This window comes from Pseudokineococcus basanitobsidens (assembly GCF_037482545.1).
In the GTDB taxonomy this organism is placed as follows: Bacteria; Actinomycetota; Actinomycetes; order Actinomycetales; family Quadrisphaeraceae; genus Pseudokineococcus; species Pseudokineococcus basanitobsidens.
Map to the genome: position 1 here is coordinate 231,062 of NZ_JBBIAA010000001.1, position 18,033 is coordinate 249,094.

Consider the following 18,033-nt stretch of genomic DNA (forward strand, 5'->3'; position numbering starts at 1 on the left):
TGTCTCCCGGGGTCACCCGTCCTTCCCCTGCTCCTGGTCGCGGCCCCGTCCGCCCTTCGCGCCGTCCTGTGCTTGACGGCGTCACCGCGACGGCGGAGCATCGGGTTGACGGCCTTGACGACAGAGGCGGCTGATGACGGACGTGGCTGGGATGCCGGGCGGACTGCCGCGCTCGATGCTCGAGGCCCTGGCGCGCACGAGCGGCGCGCAGCGGTCGTTCGTCGAGCAGCTCCTGCGCGAGCTGGTGCTGCGCGACCCCGACGGGGCAGCGCTCGCCCGGGTCGACGCGGCGGCTGCCGCACGAGGGGCGGTCGACCAGGTGCTGGACTCCGCCGAGCGGTGGACCGACCACCTCGGCGGCTTCTACGACGTCGACGGCGTGCGCCGGCTCCTCTCGCGTGCGGGGCGCCCCGTCTCCAAGCAGGCGGTGAGCCAGCGCCGCGGCCTGCTGGCGCTGACCACGGGCTCGGGTCGGGTGGTCTACCCGACCTTCCAGTTCACCGGCGGTTCGCCGCTGCCCGGCCTGGACGACGTGCTGCGCGCGGTCCCGGAGTACCTGGCGTCGCGGTGGACGCTCGCGTCGTGGCTCACCTCCCCGCAGCCGGGCCTCGACGGGACGACGCCGGTGCAGCTGCTGCGCGAGGGGGCCGCCGACGTCGTCGTCGCCGCAGCGCGCGACTGGGCGCGCGCGCTGGCTGCCTGATGCCGGCGACCACTCCACCGGCGTCGCTCGACGGCCTCCCGCGGCACGAGGTCACTCCGGGAGACGCCGTCCACCGCGTCGTCCGGGCGCGGGACGAGGGCGGGCGCCCGCGGGAGCCGTTCTTCTTCTCCAGCGCCACGGCGGGCGCCGTCGGGCCGGGCCGCTTCGACCTGATCGTGCCCGCGGGGTCCTGCTACCTCAGCGACCGGCGCGCAGGGGCGTGGCTCGAGGTCTTCCGCGGCACGGCTCTCGTCGACCGGGTCGACGTCGAGCGCCGTCGGATGGTCACCGCCGAACGCACCGGGCCGTCTCTGGCGCTCGCGGACCTCCACGCCCCGGGCGCCCGGGCCCTCGGCGTGACCCTCGACCTCGTCACGGGAGAGGACTACGCGCTGCCGCAGCGGTGGGCGCGGGCCGTGCGCGCGGCGGGCGCCCCCGGGCTGGTGGCGCCCGTCCGCCACGACCCGACGGCGCGCGCCCTCGGCGTCGTCCTCTTCGGCGCCGCCGGCCCGCGGCAGCGGCTGCGGGGGTGGCGCTCGCGGGTGACGCCGCTCGTCGAGGACACCGACCTCCTCGCGGAGCTGCGCCCCTACGGCACCGGTACGCAGGACCGGCCGTACGACGTGCCGGTCGTCGTGCCCGGGTGAGGCCGCCGCTGCCGCGGCCGTCCCGGGCCGCCCGCGGCGGGCCAGGGGCGCGGACCTCGCGGGACGACTCGCCGTCGCAGCTCCGCGAGGGGACTTCGCGGGACGACGCGCCGTCGCAGCTCCGCGAGGGGACTTCGCGGGACGACGCGCCGTCGCCAGGCCCCTGAAGTCCGCCCTCGTCGGCGTCGTCGGTTGGCGACGCCGCGCGGGACGGACGCCGGTCAGGTCAGTCGCAGGTGTCGCACTGCCCGCTGCGGGGCAGCTGCGTGAAGCAGGTGGGGCACACGGCCGGGAGAGGCTCGGGCGTCGGGGCCGGCTTGGCGGGCCTCGGCGCCGCGGCGCGACGGCGGGGCTGCGCCGTCGTGCGGGTGGTGAGGACGGGATGCCCGCCGTCGGCGGGCAGGTCCTGGGCCAGGGCGCGGTAGCAGGCGAGACGCGCCTCGGCGGCGTGCCGCTCGACGTCGTGGGGTCGCGTGCCGGTGTTCCGGGCGACGGCGTCGCCGTACCCACCGCCGACGGCACCGTCCGTGCCGCGGATGACGAGGGCGTCCAGCGGGGGGCGATCGTTCGAGGCGTCGGCGCAGGCGTCGGCGACGCGGGCGAGGACGTCACCGATCCAGTTCTGCAGCAAGGACCTGGTGGCGACGCCGGAGCGGGCGAAGAGGGAGCGGGCGAGGTCGCCGTAGGTGACGGTCGCGCCGTAGGTACGGGCGCGAGCCGTGAGGACCGCGATCGCCGCGCTCGTCCAGGCGTCGAGGGCGTCGGGGAAGGCGACGGCGGAGCCGTCGGCGGTCCGGTAGGTGCCGGGCGGGGTGGCCGCGACGGTGGCAGGTGCGGCGTGCGCGCGGCTGTCGACCATGGACCGACGATAGGCGGGCCGTCGTGAGGGGGACGCCTCGGCCAGCTCGGGAGCAGTTGCCCTCGTGCAGAGGTGGGCGGGCGGACCAGCGGGCGCCATCGGAGGACGCCAGCGGCAGCGCGTGGGCCCGTCGAGTCCGACGTACGGCAGGTCCTGCGGGCTGCTCGACCTGCGGGGCGTCGGACTCGGGGCGGGGGCCGAGCTCGTGCGGTCTCGGTGGACGCCCCCGCCTAGCCTGAGCAGGTGCCCGAGCTGCCCGAGGTCGAGCTGGCCCGCTCCACCATCGAGGAGGCGGCGCTCGGCCGGACGATCGTTGACGTCGACGACGCCGACGACTGGGTGTGCCGCCCGCACGCGCCGGGCCAGATCCGCTCCGCGCTCGTCGGCCGGAGCCTCGTCGCGGCCCATCGGCGGGGCAAGACGATGTGGTGCGACACCACGGGCGACGACGGCGGAGACGGGCCGCAGCTGGGCCTGCACCTCGGCATGAGCGGGCGCGTCATCGTCCGCACCGCCGACGACCGGACCGTGCACGGCGGCGACCCCGTCCGTGGCGCCGACGGCACGGACGCCTCCGTCGCCAAGCCCGAGTGGTACCGCTTCACCCTGACCTTCGACGACGGCGGCAGCCTGCGGCTCTTCGACAAGCGGCGGCTGGGCCGGGTGCGGCTGGACCCCGACCTCGACGACCTCGGCCCCGACGCGGGCGAGATCGGCGTCGCGGAGTTCCGCGAGCGCGTCGGCCGTGGGACCGCGCCGCTCAAGGCCCGGATGCTCGACCAGTCGACCCTCGCCGGGGTGGGCAACCTCCTCGCCGACGAGACGTTGTGGCAGGCGAAGGAGGACCCGCACCGGCCGGCGGGCGAGCTGTCCGAGGACGAGCTGACCGCCCTGCACCGGGCCCTGCGTGCCGCGACCCGGGCGGCGATCCGCCACGGCGGCGTCCACACCGGCGAGGTCATCGGTTCCCGGAAGAAGGGGCAGCGCTGCCCCCGGTGCGGGGCCGCGATGGCCACCGGGCAGGTCGGGGGCCGGACGACCTGGTGGTGCACGGCGGAGCAGCAGGGCTGAGGACCTCGCGTCGGGGCGGGTCCGCTCGTCGGCGGTGTGCAAGGACCTGGGCCCGACGAACGGCGTCGAGTCCGACGTCCGGTGGCTGTGAGGCACTCCCGGGCCCGCGGTACGTCGGACTCGACCGAGGCAAGGCTCGCGACGGCAGGGGGGACGCGCCGAGGGCGCGGCACCAGCTGGTGCCGCGCCCTCGGGCGGTGCGGTGGCGCTCGACGCTGCGGACCTGATCAGCAGGCGGGCGTGGTCAGCGTCCGAGGAAGTCGATCAGCGCGCGGTTGAACTCGTCGGCGTGGCTGACGTTGCAGCCGTGGGGGGCGTCGTCGATGACGTGCAGCTCGCTGCCGGCGATGGCCTCGTGCGTGCGCTTGCCGGAGCCCTCGAAGGGCACGACGCCGTCGCCGGCGCCGTGCAGCACCAGGGTCGGGACGGTCACCGACGGCAGGTCGCCGCGGAAGTCGGTGGTGCCGAAGGACTCCATGCACTCCACCGCGGCCTTCTGGTCGGACTGCTGGCACAGGGCGACGGCCTCGACGCGCTGGGCCTCGGTGACCTTGAGGTCGTCGCCGACCGAGTAGAACTGCGTGGTGAAGGTGTCGAAGAACGACGCCCGGTCGTCCTTGAGGCCGTTCTCCATCGTGCTCGCGGTCTCGTCGTCCAGCGGGCCGTCGGGGTTGTCGTCCGTCTGGGCCATGTACGGCGGCACCGCGGAGGCGAAGACGAGGCTGCGGACCCGCTCGAAGCCGTAGCGGGAGGCGTAGCGGGCGACCTCGCCGCCACCCATGGAGAAGCCCACGAGGGTGACGTCACGGAGGTCCAGCTCGGTGAGCAGGGCCTGCAGGTCGTCGGTGAGGGTGTCGTAGTCGTAGCCGCTGCGCGTCTTGTCGCTGCGGCCGAACCCACGGCGGTCGTAGGTGACGACGCGGTAGCCGGCCTCGGTGAGCGCGGGGACCTGGTCCTTCCACGCCTCGCCCGACAGGGGCCAGCCGTGGACGAGGACGACCGGGCGACCCGAGCCGCCGGTGTCGTCGACGTGCAGGTTCGTGTCCTTGAACAGCCCGTGGTGGGCGGTGACCTCGGTCATGGGTCGTGCTCCTCTCGTCCGGACGTCTCGCTCGTCGAGCCGTCCATCGCGATGCACGCAACCGTATCGCGCGCGACTCGATCGCGCACGATTGAGTCGTCCGCGACGTCACCGAGGGCGACGTCTAGACTCGGCCGGGTGATGGGGACGACGGTCGGCACGACGACGGGGACGGACGTCCCGGTCGACCAGAGGCTGTGCCTGGCGCTGTACCAGGCGTCGCACGCCATGGACGCGACCTACCGCGTGCTGCTCGAGGGGTACGGGCTCACCTACCCGCAGTACACGGTGCTCTCGGTGCTCCGCCAGGACGGCCCGTCACCGGTGACGGGCGTCGCCCGGCGGCTCGGGCTGTCCAGCAACACCGTCTCCCCGCTGCTCAAGCGGCTCGAGGCGCAGGGCCTGCTGACCCGGCGCCGGTCGGTCGGCGACGAGCGCACGGTGCTCGTCGAGCTCACCGACGCCGGGCGGCGTCTCGGCGCCGAGGTCGACGACGTCCCTGCGCAGATCACCGCCGCGTCCGGCCTCGACGAGGGGCAGCAGGCCGAGCTCGTCGGCACCCTGCACCGGCTCTCCGCCACGCTGCGCGAGGGCGTCGAGCGGACGGCGCCGGAGGGGTGAGCCGCGGCATGGGTCATCTGCACCGCACGGAGGCCGGCCGCACGACGACGCGGTAGGGCACGTCGTCGTGCGGCCGGCCCAACCGGGGTGGTGCTCAGGCCCCCGCGCGGGGGTCGTCGAGCACGTCGCGCCAGGAGTGCTGCGGCTCGTAGCCGAGGAGCCGGCGTGCCTTCTCGATGGAGTAGAAGGTCTCGTCCCGGCCCATCTCCTTGCGGACCTCGACGCCGTCGTAGAAGCGCTCGACGACCTCCTGCGTCGTCGCGGCGACGGACATGTCGGCGTTGGCGACGTTGAACATCTCGAAGCCGAGCCCGTCGGTCTCCAGCGCCTTCAGCGTCATCTGCCCGAGGTCGCGGGTATCGATGTACGCGAACAGGTTCCGGCGCCGCAGCGACGGGTCCTCCAGGAAGGCCGGGAACTTCTGCTCGTACTCGTGCGGCTCGATGACGTTGTTGATGCGGAAGCCGTAGACGTCGGCGCCGGTGCGGGCGTGGAAGGAGCGCGAGACCACCTCTCCCGCCACCTTCGACATCGCGTAGGAGTCCTCCGGGACCACCGGGTGCTCCTCGTCGACCGGCACGTAGAGGGGCTTGCGCTCGCCCTGGGCGAAGCAGACGCCGTACGTCGTCTCCGAGGACGCGAAGACCACCTTCCGGATCCCGAGCCGGGTCGCGGCCTCGAGCACGTGGTAGTGCGCCAGGATGTTGGTCTCGAAGGTCGTGGCGTCGGGGGCGATGCCGATGGCGGGGACGGCGGCGAAGTGGACCACGGCGTCGTAGGCCGACCCGCTGCCCCCCTGGACGAGCTCGGGTGCGTCGAGGTCGGCCATCGCCGGCATGCCCGCCATCGCGGAGTAGACCTGGCCCGCGTCGGTGAGGTCGACCCGCAGGTCGGTGACGTCGGGGTGGCCCAGCGGGGTGAGGTCGGCGTTGGTGACCTGGTGGCCCTGCGACGCCAGGTACGGGGCCACGTGGTGGCCCGCCTTGCCGCTGCCACCGGTGAAGAAGATGCGCATGGCGCCACCCAACCCCGGGGGAGACCGCTCCGCACGCCCGAGGTCCGTCAGCCCGGTCCGTCAGCCCGGTCCGTCAGCCCGGGATCGGCGCCGCGCGACGGACGAGCTCGCGCAGCTGCTCCCGGACGCCGTCGTCGACCTCGACGACGGCGAACGACGTCGCCCACATCGGCCCGTCGTCGAGCGCCGCGGACTGCTGGAAGCCGACGGTGCCGTAGCGGGTGCCGAACTTGGCCGCCGGCTGGAAGAACACCACGACCTCGCCGTCGAGGGCGTAGGACGGGAAGCCGTACCAGGTCTTCGGCGCCAGGTGCGGGGCCTCGTCGGTGACGACCCGGTGCAGCTCCGTGGCCACGACCCTGTCGGTGCCGTCGAGGGCGTCGACGGCCTCGAGGCACGCCTCGAGCTCACGAGCGGTCCTCGCTGCGCCCTTGAGCCCCTTCGTCGACCGCAGCTCGTCGGCGCGCTGGCGCACCGCCGCGCGCTCGTCGTCGCTGAAACCGCCCGCGTGCTGCTCGGCCATGAGCCTTCCTCCGCACCTCGTCGTCGGCGCCGATCATGCCTCGTCCGGGGCGCCCGACCTCGTCGCCCCGTGCCGGCGGGGTCGGCGGGCGGCGATGGTCAGGCGTGCCCCTCTCGCCGCAGGACGCCCTGGTCGACACCGCCGAGGTCCTCGTCGTGGGTGGTGGCGACGCCGGGATCTCGTCGGCGGCCCGGCTGCTGCGGGACGGGTGGCACGACGTCGTGCTCGTCGAGCCGTCGCCGGTGCACCGCTACCGGCCGCTGCTCAAAGACGTGGGGGCCGGCGAGGCGAGCATGCGCTCGCTCGAGCGGCCCATGGGTCCGGTGGTGCCGACGGCTGCCGGTAGGTCAAGGACGCCGTCGCCGAGGTCGACCCGTCGGCGCACCTCGTGACCACGGCGTGCGGACGCCGGATCCGGTACGCGACGCTCGTCAGCCGCGAGCGGCCCCGCCGCCTGACCTTGCTCCTCGACCGCTACGGGCTGCCGGTCGTCTACTACCGCCGGCTGCTGCGCGGGAAGGTCTGACGCCGGGCTCACCGGCCCGACCGCCGGACCTCGTCGCAGGAGGAGGCGTGCTGCCGGTCGTGCTCCGCCCCGGGGCCGGGTCGGACGTCGTCCCGGTCAGCGGCTCTGCAGCGCGGCGGTGATCTCGACGACGGCGTGCCGCCCGGCGCGGTTGGCGCCGACGGTCGACTGCGACGGGCCGTACCCGACGAGGTGCACCCGCGGCTCCGCGACGACCCGGGTGCCGCGGACCTCGATGCCGCCCTCGTCGTTCTGGAGGTGGAGCGGCGCGAGGTGCGCCAGGGCGGGGCGGAAACCGGTGGCCCACAGGACGACGTCGACGGTGGTGAGGGTGCCGTCCGCCTCCCGGACGCCGGTGGGCTCGAGCGCGGTGAACATGGGGCGCCGGACGAGGACGCCGCGCTCGCGGGCTGCGAGGGCGTAGGGCGACCACGGCAGCCCGGTGTAGGACACGACGCTGCGCGGCGCCCGTCCCGCCTCCGCGTCGGCGGTCACCCGCGCGACGACGTCGCGCCCACCCGTCTCCGGCTCGAACGGCTCGTCCCGGAAGACCGGCTCGGTGCGGGTGTACCAGGCGGTCCAGGCGACGCGGGAGACCTCCTCGAGCAGCTGCACCGCGGAGATGCCGCCGCCGACGACGGCGACGCGGTGCCCGCGCAGCTGCTCGGCGCCGACGTACTCGCTCGTGTGCAGCTGGCGGCCGCGGAAGGTCTCGGCGCCGGGGTAGGCGGGCCGCAGCGGGTTGGTCCACGTCCCGGTGGCGTTGACGACGAAGCCCGCCCGCCACGTGCCGGCGTCGGTGGTGATCAGGAGCTCGCCGTCCGGGTCGTGGTCGGCACGCTCGACGCGCCCCACCCGCACGGGGCGCAGCACGGGCAGGGACTGGTCGTGCTCGTACGCGGCGAGGTAGCGGGGGACGGCGGTGCGGGCCGGCTCGGCCGGGTCCACCGGCGGCAGCGGGGCGCCCGGCAGGTCGAAGATGCCGTTGATGGTGCCCATCCGCAGCGACGCCCACCGGTGCTGCCACGCCCCGCCCGGAGCGTCGCCGGCGTCGAGCACGACGAAGGACCGGTCCCCGGGTGCGGCGTCGAGCGCGTTCGCGAAACCCCGGCGCCGGAGGTGGTGGGCCGTGGACAGCCCTGCCTGCCCCGCGCCGATGACGACGACCGTCGCCGACCCGGTGGCCTGCGCCGCACCGCCGAGGGCCGTGCGGGAGGACGGGAGGTCCCGGGGCGGCACGGCGGAAGCGTAGGCAGCCGATGACGGGCGGCCGCGCTGCGCCGGCCGCCGCGAGGAGTCTCCGGGCCGGCCGGGACCGACCTGGCCGGGGGGTCTAGCGCCGCAGCGTGAGCACCTCGGCGCCGTCCTCGGTGATGGCGACGGTGTGCTCGCTGTGCGCCGTCCGGCACCCGGTGGCGCTGCGCAGGGTCCAGCCGTCGGCGTCGGTGACGAGCTCGGCGGTGTCAGCCATGACCCAGGGCTCGAGCGCGAGCAGCAGCCCCGGGCGAAGGCGGTACCCGCGGCCGGGGCGTCCGGAGTTCGGGACGTGCGGGTCCTGGTGCATGGTCGAGCCGATGCCGTGGCCGCCGAAGTCGGTGTTGATCGCGTAGCCCGCCTCGCCGAGCACCGTGCCGATGGCGTGCGAGAGGTCACCCAGGCGCGCGTCCGGGCGGGCCGCGGCGATCGCGGCGGCCAGGGCCCGCTCGGTGGCCCCGATCAGCGCGGCGTCCTCGGCGTGCCGCGACTGCCCGACGACGAAGGTCAGGGCGGAGTCGGCGGCGATCCCGTCGAGGGTGACGGCGAGGTCGAGGCTCAGCAGGTCGCCGTCGGCGAGGGCGTAGTCGTGCGGCAGCCCGTGCAGCACGGCGTCGTCGACCGAGGTGCAGATGTAGTGGCCGAAGGGTCCGCGGCCGAAGGAGGGGGCGTAGTCGACGTAGCACGAGACGGCGCCGGCCTCGGTGATCATCTCCTGCGCCCAGCGGTCGATCTCGAGGAGGTTGGTGCCGACCGTCGCCCGCTCCCGCGCGGTCTGCAGGATCTCGGCGACGAGGGCTCCTGCGGCGCGGGCCCGGACCAGCTCCGAGGGGCTGAGGATCTCGATCACGCGGTGGCCTCCTGGGTGCCGGTCGTCTGCGGCCGACGGTACCGGGGACGTCGCGGCGCCCCGGCCGCCGGCTCGGCGTCCGGCGACGGCCGGCCCGGTCGACGGACGGCCTCAGGACACCGCGTCGGCGCAGCCGAACGGCCCGTCGAGGCTCAGCGTCCACGACGCCGTGGGGCTCGACCTGCGCGGGACGCCGAGCACCTCGTAGCGCAGGTCGAGGAGCTGGTCGGTGCCCGCCGACGAGCCCGCCTCGTACGGCGGCGGCGCACCGGGACGGCCGCAGGCGGTGGCGACGCGCCCGACCAGCCGGACGGGCAGGGACCGACCGGGCTCCACGACGACCCCGTCGCCCAGGCTGCGCCACGCGGCCTGCGTCGGGTCGACCGGCACGGCGACGTCCACGCCGTCGAGGACGCCCAGCGGCCCCGGTGCCGCCGCCAGCGGTGTCCCGACGTCCGTGAGCGTCACGGGGAGGGGGCCGTCGTTCGCCACGGACACGACGACGTCGAGGAACGAGCCGTCCTCGACGGGGACGTGGTACTCGGTCCCGTAGACGGTGGTGACCTCGGTCACCCGGTCCAGGTCCACGTCGTCGGGGAAGTCCCCGGGCGACGCGGGTGCCTCGTCGACGACGACGACCCGGGTCATGCCGTCGTCGGCGACGAGCGGCTGCGCGACGAGGAGCCGCGCGCCGGCCCCGACGACGACGAGCGCCACGACGCCCCCGGCGACGACGGCTCGTCGTCGCCACGGGCGGGCGGTGCGCGGGCGTCCCGGGGCGGGCGGGACGTGCTCGTCGGTCGGTACCTCGGTCGTCGCCATCCGTCCTCCGCTCGGTGGGTGGGTCCGTGCAGGGTGCGCCGCGCCGGTGCTGCGAGCGGCGGGAACGGCCGGTCCGGCGGCGACGCTCCTCCGTCCGGCCCACGCCGACGGCACGGAGGGCGTCGACGGGCCGCGCGGGCGCGACCGGCCTAGCGTCGGGCCATGGCCGACACGACGATCATCAAGGTGGACAGCGCGCACTCGCCGCGGGGGGCGATGGGCCAGGTGCACCTCGCCAGCGGTGCGAGCACGAGCATGCGGATGTGGCGCGAGCAGCCCGTCGGGGACCCCGCGCCGGAGGTGGCCCGCGACTACGAGACGGTCGGGTACGTCATCGCCGGCCGGGCCGAGCTGAGCAGCGAGGGCCAGGTCGTCGTCCTGACGCCCGGAGACTCGTGGGTGGTGCCCCGTGGCGCGGTGCACACCTACACGATCATCGAGCCCTTCACCGCCGTCGAGGCGACGCACCCGCCGGCCCAGGTGCACGACCGGGACGAGCCGCCGGCGGGCTGACCCGCCCTCGGCTGGCGCCCCTGCGCCCAGGACGACGTCCGCGCAGACGGCTCCGGGTCGGGCGCCGCCTGACGTCCGGCGGCGGGACGTCCTTGCCCGTCGGGCGGCGAGGCCCTTGGGTCGACCCGTGCCCCTCGACCGCGCCGACCTCCTGGCCGTCTACGACGAGCAGCTCCGCACCGACGCCGAGACGACCGGCGCCGTCTTCGTCGTCCGGCACGGTCCGCTGTGGCTCGTCACGTCCGGCGGGGGCCGGGGCTTCGTCACCTACCGGGACCTCGCGGGCGCGGACGCCGGCGGGGTGCGGGCCCTCGTGGCCGCGGCGCGCGAGCACTACCGCGCAGACCCGGCCGTCACCCGGGTGGAGTGGAAGGCGCGGGGGCACGACGTCGCCCCGGGGCTGGTCGACGCCCTCGCCGAGCACGGCTTCGCGCCCGGCGAGGAGGAGGTCGTGGTCCTGGGGGAGGCGCGAGCCCTCGACGTCGACGTCCTCCTGCCCGAGGACGTCTCGCTGCGCGCGGTCAGCCACGAGGCCGACGTCCACGCCGCGACCGCCCTGCAGGACGAGGTCTTCGGCGATCCCGCCTCGCGGGCGTACGTCGACGACCTCCTGCAGCGCCTCGCCACCGAGGAGGGGACGGAGCTCTGGGTCGCCGAGGTGGCGGGGGAGGTCGTGGGCACCGGCCGCCTAGAGCCGGTGGCCGGCAGCGAGGTCGCAGGGCTGTGGGGTGGGGCGACCCTGGCGGCCTGGCGCCACCGGGGCGTCTACCGCGCGCTGACCGCCGAGCGGGCGAGGTCGGCGCTGCGGCAGGGCCGGACGCTGCTGCACAGCGACTGCAGCCCGCACTCGCGTCCCGTCCTCGAGCGGGCGGGCCTGCTCGCCGTCACGACGACCACGCCGTGGACCTGGCACGCGGCCCGCTAGGAGCGGCTCCCCGACGCGTCCGTCCCGGCGGCCAGCTCGGCGGCCAGCACGTCGCGGACCCGGCGGGGCCCGTGCCCGAGGAGGTCGGCGAGCGTCGGGTCCAGCGCGGCGAAGTCGCCGCGGCGGCCGGCGGTGGAGAAGGACAGGAGCAGGGGTGCTCGACACGGGGGAGGTCGTGGAGCGGGAGCGGCTCGGTCGCTCGACGAGCGGCCGCCCTCGTTGAGGTGCCCCCCGTCGAGACGCCCTCGCCCAGACGCGCGGCGCGGCAGCCGGGACCAGCGTCAGCCGACGCGCCCGACCGGTGCGGGATGCGCCCCCTGCGCCGTCGCGGCGCGCCGGGAGCGACGGCGGCGGGTCACCCGCCAGGTGACCAGGCCCGCGACGACGAGGACGGCGGCGGCGACAGCCGTCCCGTGGCCGAGGGCCGAGGCGGCCGAGGCGGCCGACGCGCCGGCGAGGTAGCCGACGACGACGACGGTGCTCGCCCACAGCACGCCGCCGAGGACGTCCCACAGCAGGAAGCGCCGGAACGGCATCCGGGCGCTACCGGCCAGCGCGGGCATCGCGGCGCGGAAGAAGGCGGTCCAGCGACCGAGGAGGACGGCGACGCCGCCGCGGCGGGCCAGCAGGTCCGACGCGCGGTCCAGGGCCGGCCGGCGTCGGGCGAGGAGGCGGTGGTCGAGCACGGCCGGGCCGAGCCGCCGTCCGACGGCGTACCCCACGGCGTCGCCCGTGACGGCCGCGACGACGGCGAGCACGAGCACCACCGGGAGCGAGACGTGCCCGAGGTTCGCGGCGGCCCCGCCGAGGACGGCCGCGGTCTCCCCGGGCACCACGAACCCGAGGAAGACGGCGGCCTCGGCGAAGACGACGGCGAAGACCGCGAGGTAGACGAGCCAGGCCGGGGCGTCCAGGAGGTGGTGCACGAGCCCGGCCGCGCCGCTCACGACCGCGCTGCCGTCCCACGGGAGCGGAGCCCGACCGCCGTCGCCAGCACCCACACCGACCCGACGGTCACCACCATGGCGCCGGGCACGTGGACCCACAGGGTGCTCCGGCCGCCCGTGGCGGCCTGGACGAAGGTGAGGCCGAAGACGACGACGGCGAGCAGCCACAGCCACGTCGGCGCCGCACCCCGGCGGGCGGCGAGGACGGCGGCCACCGCCGTCAGCCCGGAGGTCACGTGCAGGACGACCGCCCCCGCCTGGTGCGCCTCCAGGGCCCCGTCGCCGGGGAACAGCTGCCCGGCGGTGACGAACTGCCAGGCCTCCGACAGCACGGCGAGCAGGGCGAGGCCGACGAGGGCGGTGAGGAGGCCGTCGGACCCCGGTGCCGTGGCCCGCGTCCGGCCGGTGGTGGAGGTGGAGGTGGTCATGCGGCCCTCCGGGGCTCGTCGGCGGCCGGGCCGGTGCTCCGGCCCGTGCAGGCCCGAGCGTGCGGCCCTCCTCCTGAACCACTCCTGAACGCCTCCGCCGGAGGGACGCTCACCCCGCGGGCAGCCGGACGCGCAGGTGCCCGCCGGGCGGGTCCTCGGCGACCACGTCGCCGCCCGCCGCGCGGGCGAGCCGACGGGCCAGGGCGAGCCCGAGGCCCGCGCCGTCGTGGCCGTCGTCGGGCGTGCCGCGGGCACCGGGCGCGAACACCGCCTCCCGCAGGTGCGAGGGGATGCCGGCGCCGTCGTCGTCCACGGCGACGACGACGCCGGACGCCGTGGCCGCGGCGGACAGCACGACGGCGGAGGCGGCGTGGCGCACCGCGTTGTCGACGAGCGGCGACAGCAGCCGGCGGAGCACGGCGGCGTCCACCCCGGCGACGGGGTCGTCCGACGCCCCGGGGCCGCTCGGGAGCACCCGGACCGCGACGTCGGCCCCCTCGCGGCCGTGGTCGTCGGCGAGCTCGCGCAGCACCGGCCCGACGGGCGTGCGCCCGGGAGCCGCCGTCGTCCCGGCGGCCCGGGCGGTGTCGAGCAGCGTGGCGAGCGTCACCTCGAGGTCGGCGGCGGCGTCGTCGACGGCGCGCAGGCCCTCGTCGACCTCCCCGGGGGTACGGGGGTGGGCGCGCAGCCAGTCGACCTGCGCGCGGACCCGGGCGAGCGGGGTGCGCAGCTCGTGGGAGACCTCGGCGGTGAAGGTCTGCTCGTGCCGCAGCACCGCGCCCAGGCGGTCGAGCACGCCGTCGAGGACGCCGGCGAGGGCGGCCAGCTCGGCGGGGCGGGGCGCCGGCCCGAAGCGGCGGGTGACGTCGTCGGCGCTCCAGCGCCCCGCCTGCTCGGTCATGTCCTGCACCGGGCGCAGCGCGCGCTGCACCGTCACGCGCAGCACGAGGTGGACGACGAGGACGAGCGCCAGCGCGGCGACGGCCGAGCCGACGAGGGCGAGGTCGCGCAGCTGCTCGTAGGGCGCCAGCGAGGTGCTCGTGACGACGACCGCCGGCCCGCCGTCCCCCGCACCGCCCGGGCCGGCGGGGACGGCCAGCGCGAGCAGCCGGGTGGGGTCGACGAGCCCGGCGTCGGCGACGGCCTCCTCCTGCGGCGCCGCCGCGGCGGTGCCGGCGAGGCGCGCCGCCCGGGCGTCGAGCGCCGCGGTGCTGCCGGACGGGGACTCCACCGCGGTGCCGCCGGGGCCGAAGATCCAGGTGCCGACGTCCAGCGCCGAGTCGTCGGCGCCCTCGGCGACGTCCACGGCGCCGCCGGCGCCCACCGTGACGGTCGCGGCGACGGCCTGGGCACGGGCGCGCAGCGCGCCGTCGGCCTCGGACTCCAGCGCCGCGCCCAGCAGCAGGTAGGCGCCGACGGCCAGGGCCACCGCCCACGCGGCGACGACGAGCGTCGCCGCCCACGACAGGCGGCTGCGCAGGCTCCGGGCCGCCCCCGGCCTCACCCGCCCTGGCCTCACCCGCCCTGGCCTCACCCGCCCTGGCCCCACCCGCCCTGGCCTCACCCGCCCTGGCCCCACCCGCCCTGGCCTCACCCGCCCTGGCCCCACCCGCCCTGGCCTCACCCGCCCTGGCCCCACCCGCCCTGGCCTCACCCGCCCTGGCCTCACCCGCCCGCCCCGACCCCGTCGAGCCCGGCGACCCCGTCGACGCGGTAGCCGACGCCGTGGACCGTGGTGATCGTGGCGCCGCCCCCGGCGGCCGCGGTGCGCCGGCGCAGCCGGGCCAGGTACTGGTCGAGGGTGTTGTCCGCGACGTGGGCGCCGTCGGGCCACCCGGCGCGCACGAGGTCGCGCCGTCGCACGACCTGCCCCGCGGCGGCGAGCAGCGCCGCGAGCAGCCGGTACTCGGTCGGCGTCAGCGGCTGGGAGCCGTCGGGCCCGCTCAGCGCGTGCGTCGCCGGGTCGAGCGCCAGCCCGGTCGGCTCGGGGGGACGCCGAGGGGTGCTGCGGCGCACCAGCGCCCCGAGCCGGGCCAGCAGCTCCCCGGCGTGGAAGGGCTTCGCCAGGTACTCGTCCCCGCCCGCGGCGTAGCCCGAGAGCAGGTCGTGCTTGCCGTCGCGGGCGGTGAGGAAGAGCACCGGCACCTCCATGCCGCGGGCCCGCAGCGCCTGGCAGACGTCGCGCCCGTCGGAGTCCGGGAGCCCGATGTCGAGGACGACGACGTCGAACGGCGCGAGCGGCCCGGCGCCGAGGGCGCGCAGCGCCTCGCCGCCCGTCGCCGCCGTCGCGACGACGGCGCCCACCTCGCGCAGCGAGCGCGCCAGCGCGGGGCGCAGCACCCGGTCGTCCTCGACGAGCAGCACCCGGGCACCGTCCACGCGGGCATCCTGCCCCGGCCCCGGCCCCGGCCCCGGCCGGCCGCCGTCCGTCGACGCGAGGCGTTCAGGACCGTGTCAGGTCGCCGCGTCCATGCTCGCGGCCATGACCACACGCGTGAGCCCGAGGGCTCCCCGGGCGCCCCTGCCCACCGCCCGGCAGATGCTGAACAAGGTCCCCGAGGTGACGGTCTTCTTCTGGGTCGTCAAGGTCCTCGCGACGACCGTCGGGGAGACCTTCGCCGACTTCCTGGCCGACACCGTGGGTCTCGGCCTCGTCGGCACGACCGTGCTGATGTCCGTCGTGCTCGTCGGCGTGCTGGCGGTCCAGGTGCGCGCCCGCCGCTACGTCCCCTGGCTGTACTGGCTCACGGTGGTGCTCGTGAGCATCGTCGGCACGCTGCTCACGGACAACCTCACCGACGGCCTCGGCGTGCCCCTGACGCTGAGCACGCCGGTGTTCGCCGTCCTGCTGGCCGTCGCCTTCACCGTCTGGTACCGCCAGGAGCGGACCCTGTCGATCCACTCCATCACCACCCCGCGCCGCGAGGGCTTCTACTGGCTCGCCGTGCTCGTCACCTTCGCCCTGGGCACCGCCGCCGGGGACCTCGTCAGCGAGCAGGTCGGCCTCGGCTACTGGCCCACGGCCCTCCTCGTCGTCGCCCTGCTCGTCGCCGTCGCCGCGACCCGCTACGGCCTGCGCGTCAGCGCCGTCGCGACCTTCTGGACGGCGTACGTCCTCACCCGGCCGCTGGGCGCGTCCCTCGGCGACGGGCTCTCGCAGCCGACCGCCGACGGCGGCCTCGGCCTGGGCACGACCGTCGTCAGCGCCGTCTTCCTCGTCGCGATCGTCGCCGTCGTCGCGTACCTGACCGTCTCCGGGCGCGACCGGACGCCGCCCGAGCTCGCCGCCGCCGACGCGCCGGCCACCCGGGGCGGCGCGTGAGCGGCACCGCGGCGGCGTCCTCGGCGGTCGACGGCCTCACCGGCCTGACCGGCCTGCTCGCCCACCTCATCGGCTCCGCCGGTGAGGTGGGCGTCGGCCTGCTCACCTTCGCCGAGACGGTCGTCCCCCCGATCCCCAGCGAGGTCGTCCTCCCGCTGGCCGGCTTCCTCGCCCAGCAGGGCCGCCTCGTCCTGGCGTGGGTGCTCGTGGCCTCCACGCTCGGCTCCCTCGCCGGGGCGTGGGTGTTCTACGGCCTGGGGGCGGCGCTCGGGCTGGACCGCTCGATCCGCCTGCTCTCGCGCGTCCCCCTCCTGGACCGCGAGGACCTCGTCACCGCCTCGCAGTGGTTCGGCCGCCACGGCGCCGGGTCCGTCTTCTTCGGTCGCTTCGTCCCCGGCGTGCGCAGCCTCATCTCCCTGCCGGCGGGGGCCCAGCGGATGAACCCGCTGACGTTCACGCTCGGGACGGCCGCCGGCAGCGCGATCTGGAACAGCGCACTGGTCGGCGCCGGGTACGCCCTCGGCACCCAGTGGGCCACGGTGGGCTCCTGGGCCAGCACGGCGAGCAACGTCGTCCTCGTGGTGCTCGTCGTCGTGGCCCTGCTGCTGCTCGTGCGACGGTCCCGGCGCCGGCGGGCCGGCCGCGTCGCCGGCGGTGGCGCGGGCGCGAGCGGCGAGCAGGTCTGAGGGGTCCCCGGGGGGTCGTCGTCGTCGTGGCCGGCGCTCCGACCGCGACGTCCTCACCGGCCGCGGCGCAGCCCCGGGGTCGGCGTGCGCCGCCGGGCGGACGACGTAGGAGAAGGTCGGGGCATGAGCTGGGTCGATGACCTCGAGCACCGCGCCCGGGTAGGGCTGCCGGCGTACGTCGCGGGCTACGTCGCCGCCGCCGCCGGCGGGGGTGAGTGCCTCGCCGAGGAGCTGGCCGGGTGGGAGGCGCTCCGGTTCCGGCCGCGTGTCCTCACCGACACCGGCGACGTCGACCTGACGACGACCGTCCTCGGGACGCCGGTGCGCACGCCGGTGCTCGTCGCGCCGATGGCCCAGCAGGTGGCCGCCCACCCCGACGGGGAGGCCGCCACGGGCCGGGCGGCCGCCGCCGCCGGCTCGCTGCTCGGCGTCTCGACGAACACCGCGGTGCCCTTCGCCGACGTCGCCGCGACGGGGGCGCCGTGGTGGTACCAGGTCTACGTCATGGCCGACCGCGGGCTCACGCGGCTGCTCGTGGAGCGCGCCGCCGCGGCGGGCGCCCGTGCGCTCGTGCTCACCCTCGACACGACGGCGCTGGCGACGGACGCGCCGGGCGGGCAGGGCGTCGAGCCGACGGACTGGCCGCCGGGGCCGGCCCGCGCGCGGGCGACCGCCCTGACCAGCGAGGACCTGGCCGACCGTGACCAGGGCGCCACCGCCATGGCGCGCGACCTCGACGCCGACGTCGTCGGCTGGCTGGCCGAGGTGTCGGGGCTGCCCGTGCTGGTCAAGGGCGTGCTGCGCGGTGACGACGCCGTGCGCTGCCTGGACGCCGGGGCGGCCGGCGTCGTCGTCTCCACCCACGGCGGGCGTCGTCTGGGCTCGTCGGTGACGGCCCTGCGCGCGCTGCCCGAGGTGGTCGCCGCCCTCGACGGGAGGGCAGAGGTGCTGGTGGACAGCGGGATCCGCTCCGGTGCCCACGTCGCGGCGGCACTCGCGCTGGGCGCCCGCGCTGCCTTCGTCGGGCGCCCCGCGTGGTGGGGGCTGGCCGCCGACGGCGAGGCGGGCGTGCGCAGCGTTCTCGACCGGCTCACCGCGGAGCTCGCGCTCGTGCTGCGCCAGGTCGGCGCGCCGTCGGTGCGCGCGCTGGCCCCGGACCTGCTCGACCCGGCGACGCTGCCGGCACGCCCGCGCTGACCGCCCGACGAGCTGCGAGGGCCGGTCGGCCGCGAGCCGCCCG

Annotated in this window: 22 protein-coding genes; 11 read left to right on the forward strand and 11 right to left on the reverse strand. The window is 76.6% G+C overall.

Annotated elements, in window-relative coordinates; all coding sequences use genetic code 11:
* Positions 1–151 precede the first annotated feature (151 nt).
* The gene (locus tag WDZ17_RS01000) at positions 152–703 is read left to right on the forward strand and encodes a hypothetical protein (RefSeq protein ID WP_339573262.1); all 552 of its coding nucleotides are present in this window, start codon (positions 152–154) and stop codon (positions 701–703) included.
* Positions 703–1,350, forward strand: coding sequence for an RES family NAD+ phosphorylase (locus WDZ17_RS01005; RefSeq protein WP_339573263.1), 648 nt, complete (start codon positions 703–705; stop codon positions 1,348–1,350). Before WDZ17_RS01000 ends, WDZ17_RS01005 begins: the two co-directional genes overlap by 1 nt.
* 226 nt (positions 1,351–1,576) lie before the next feature.
* Here WDZ17_RS01005 and WDZ17_RS01010 read toward each other — a convergent pair whose 3' ends face one another.
* Entirely contained in the window at positions 1,577–2,209 is a 633-nt protein-coding gene (locus WDZ17_RS01010) for a hypothetical protein (protein WP_339573264.1), read from the reverse strand.
* A gap of 243 nt (positions 2,210–2,452) precedes the next feature.
* On the opposite strand from WDZ17_RS01010, the gene WDZ17_RS01015 reads away from it, so the two are divergent.
* Positions 2,453–3,280: a DNA-formamidopyrimidine glycosylase family protein gene (locus WDZ17_RS01015; RefSeq protein ID WP_339573265.1), complete on the forward strand. Its 828-nt coding sequence runs from the start codon at positions 2,453–2,455 to the stop codon at positions 3,278–3,280.
* A gap of 244 nt (positions 3,281–3,524) precedes the next feature.
* Here WDZ17_RS01015 and WDZ17_RS01020 read toward each other — a convergent pair whose 3' ends face one another.
* Positions 3,525–4,361, reverse strand: coding sequence for an alpha/beta fold hydrolase (locus WDZ17_RS01020; protein WP_339573266.1), 837 nt, complete (start codon positions 4,359–4,361; stop codon positions 3,525–3,527).
* Positions 4,362–4,502: 141 nt separating this feature from the next.
* Here WDZ17_RS01020 and WDZ17_RS01025 point away from each other — a divergent pair, with 141 nt between their 5' ends.
* On the forward strand, positions 4,503–4,982 hold the full coding sequence (locus WDZ17_RS01025) for a MarR family winged helix-turn-helix transcriptional regulator (RefSeq protein ID WP_339573267.1): 480 nt from the start codon (positions 4,503–4,505) through the stop codon (positions 4,980–4,982).
* A 94-nt stretch (positions 4,983–5,076) separates the two neighbouring features.
* On the opposite strand, the gene WDZ17_RS01030 is transcribed toward WDZ17_RS01025, so the two are convergent.
* The gene (locus WDZ17_RS01030) at positions 5,077–5,997 is read right to left on the reverse strand and encodes an NAD-dependent epimerase/dehydratase family protein (RefSeq protein WP_339573268.1); all 921 of its coding nucleotides are present in this window, start codon (positions 5,995–5,997) and stop codon (positions 5,077–5,079) included.
* 73 nt (positions 5,998–6,070) lie between these two features.
* On the reverse strand, positions 6,071–6,520 hold the full coding sequence (locus tag WDZ17_RS01035) for a hypothetical protein (protein ID WP_339573269.1): 450 nt from the start codon (positions 6,518–6,520) through the stop codon (positions 6,071–6,073).
* A 104-nt stretch (positions 6,521–6,624) separates the two neighbouring features.
* Between WDZ17_RS01035 and WDZ17_RS01040 the strand changes: the two genes are divergently transcribed.
* Both WDZ17_RS01040 and WDZ17_RS01045 read left to right on the forward strand, forming a co-directional pair.
* Positions 6,625–6,912, forward strand: a complete 288-nt coding sequence (locus WDZ17_RS01040; RefSeq protein WP_339573270.1) for a hypothetical protein — start codon at positions 6,625–6,627, stop codon at positions 6,910–6,912.
* Positions 6,909–7,046: a hypothetical protein gene (locus WDZ17_RS01045; protein ID WP_339573271.1), complete on the forward strand. Its 138-nt coding sequence runs from the start codon at positions 6,909–6,911 to the stop codon at positions 7,044–7,046. Before WDZ17_RS01040 ends, WDZ17_RS01045 begins: the two co-directional genes overlap by 4 nt.
* Before the next feature lie 96 nt (positions 7,047–7,142).
* Here the strand turns inward: WDZ17_RS01045 and WDZ17_RS01050 are convergent, their stop codons facing one another.
* The 3 genes from WDZ17_RS01050 to WDZ17_RS01060 all read right to left on the reverse strand — a co-directional run bounded on the left by WDZ17_RS01050 (position 7,143) and on the right by WDZ17_RS01060 (position 9,972).
* Entirely contained in the window at positions 7,143–8,285 is a 1,143-nt protein-coding gene (locus WDZ17_RS01050) for an NAD(P)-binding domain-containing protein (protein ID WP_339573272.1), read from the reverse strand.
* 94 nt (positions 8,286–8,379) lie between these two features.
* Positions 8,380–9,150 (reverse strand): type I methionyl aminopeptidase, encoded by a 771-nt coding sequence (gene map / locus WDZ17_RS01055; RefSeq protein WP_339573273.1) that lies wholly within the window; start codon positions 9,148–9,150, stop codon positions 8,380–8,382.
* A gap of 111 nt (positions 9,151–9,261) precedes the next feature.
* Positions 9,262–9,972 carry a hypothetical protein gene (locus WDZ17_RS01060; protein ID WP_339573274.1) on the reverse strand — a complete coding sequence of 237 codons (711 nt, stop codon included), beginning with the start codon at positions 9,970–9,972 and terminating at the stop codon, positions 9,262–9,264.
* Between the two features lie 162 nt (positions 9,973–10,134).
* Here WDZ17_RS01060 and WDZ17_RS01065 point away from each other — a divergent pair, with 162 nt between their 5' ends.
* Positions 10,135–10,485, forward strand: coding sequence for a cupin domain-containing protein (locus WDZ17_RS01065; RefSeq protein ID WP_339573275.1), 351 nt, complete (start codon positions 10,135–10,137; stop codon positions 10,483–10,485).
* A 127-nt stretch (positions 10,486–10,612) separates the two neighbouring features.
* Positions 10,613–11,410, forward strand: a complete 798-nt coding sequence (locus WDZ17_RS01070; protein ID WP_339573276.1) for a GNAT family N-acetyltransferase — start codon at positions 10,613–10,615, stop codon at positions 11,408–11,410.
* A 281-nt stretch (positions 11,411–11,691) separates the two neighbouring features.
* Here the strand turns inward: WDZ17_RS01070 and WDZ17_RS01075 are convergent, their stop codons facing one another.
* The 4 genes from WDZ17_RS01075 to WDZ17_RS01090 all read right to left on the reverse strand — a co-directional run bounded on the left by WDZ17_RS01075 (position 11,692) and on the right by WDZ17_RS01090 (position 15,164).
* Positions 11,692–12,357: a DedA family protein gene (locus WDZ17_RS01075; RefSeq protein ID WP_339573277.1), complete on the reverse strand. Its 666-nt coding sequence runs from the start codon at positions 12,355–12,357 to the stop codon at positions 11,692–11,694.
* Entirely contained in the window at positions 12,354–12,785 is a 432-nt protein-coding gene (locus WDZ17_RS01080) for a hypothetical protein (RefSeq protein ID WP_339573278.1), read from the reverse strand. Before WDZ17_RS01080 ends, WDZ17_RS01075 begins: the two co-directional genes overlap by 4 nt.
* 109 nt (positions 12,786–12,894) lie before the next feature.
* Positions 12,895–14,289, reverse strand: coding sequence for a sensor histidine kinase (locus tag WDZ17_RS01085; protein ID WP_339573279.1), 1,395 nt, complete (start codon positions 14,287–14,289; stop codon positions 12,895–12,897).
* 161 nt (positions 14,290–14,450) lie between these two features.
* The gene (locus tag WDZ17_RS01090; RefSeq protein WP_339573280.1) at positions 14,451–15,164 is read right to left on the reverse strand and encodes a response regulator transcription factor; all 714 of its coding nucleotides are present in this window, start codon (positions 15,162–15,164) and stop codon (positions 14,451–14,453) included.
* A gap of 103 nt (positions 15,165–15,267) precedes the next feature.
* Here WDZ17_RS01090 and WDZ17_RS01095 point away from each other — a divergent pair, with 103 nt between their 5' ends.
* From WDZ17_RS01095 to WDZ17_RS01105, 3 genes are all read left to right on the forward strand, one after another.
* Entirely contained in the window at positions 15,268–16,107 is an 840-nt protein-coding gene (locus WDZ17_RS01095; RefSeq protein ID WP_339573281.1) for a COG4705 family protein, read from the forward strand.
* A complete protein-coding gene (locus tag WDZ17_RS01100) occupies positions 16,104–16,793 on the forward strand; it encodes a DedA family protein (protein ID WP_339573282.1) in 690 nt (229 codons plus the stop codon). The genes WDZ17_RS01095 and WDZ17_RS01100 overlap by 4 nt, the downstream gene beginning before the upstream one ends.
* A 123-nt stretch (positions 16,794–16,916) precedes the next feature.
* Entirely contained in the window at positions 16,917–17,990 is a 1,074-nt protein-coding gene (locus tag WDZ17_RS01105; RefSeq protein ID WP_339573283.1) for an alpha-hydroxy acid oxidase, read from the forward strand.
* Positions 17,991–18,033: the final 43 nt, after the last annotated feature.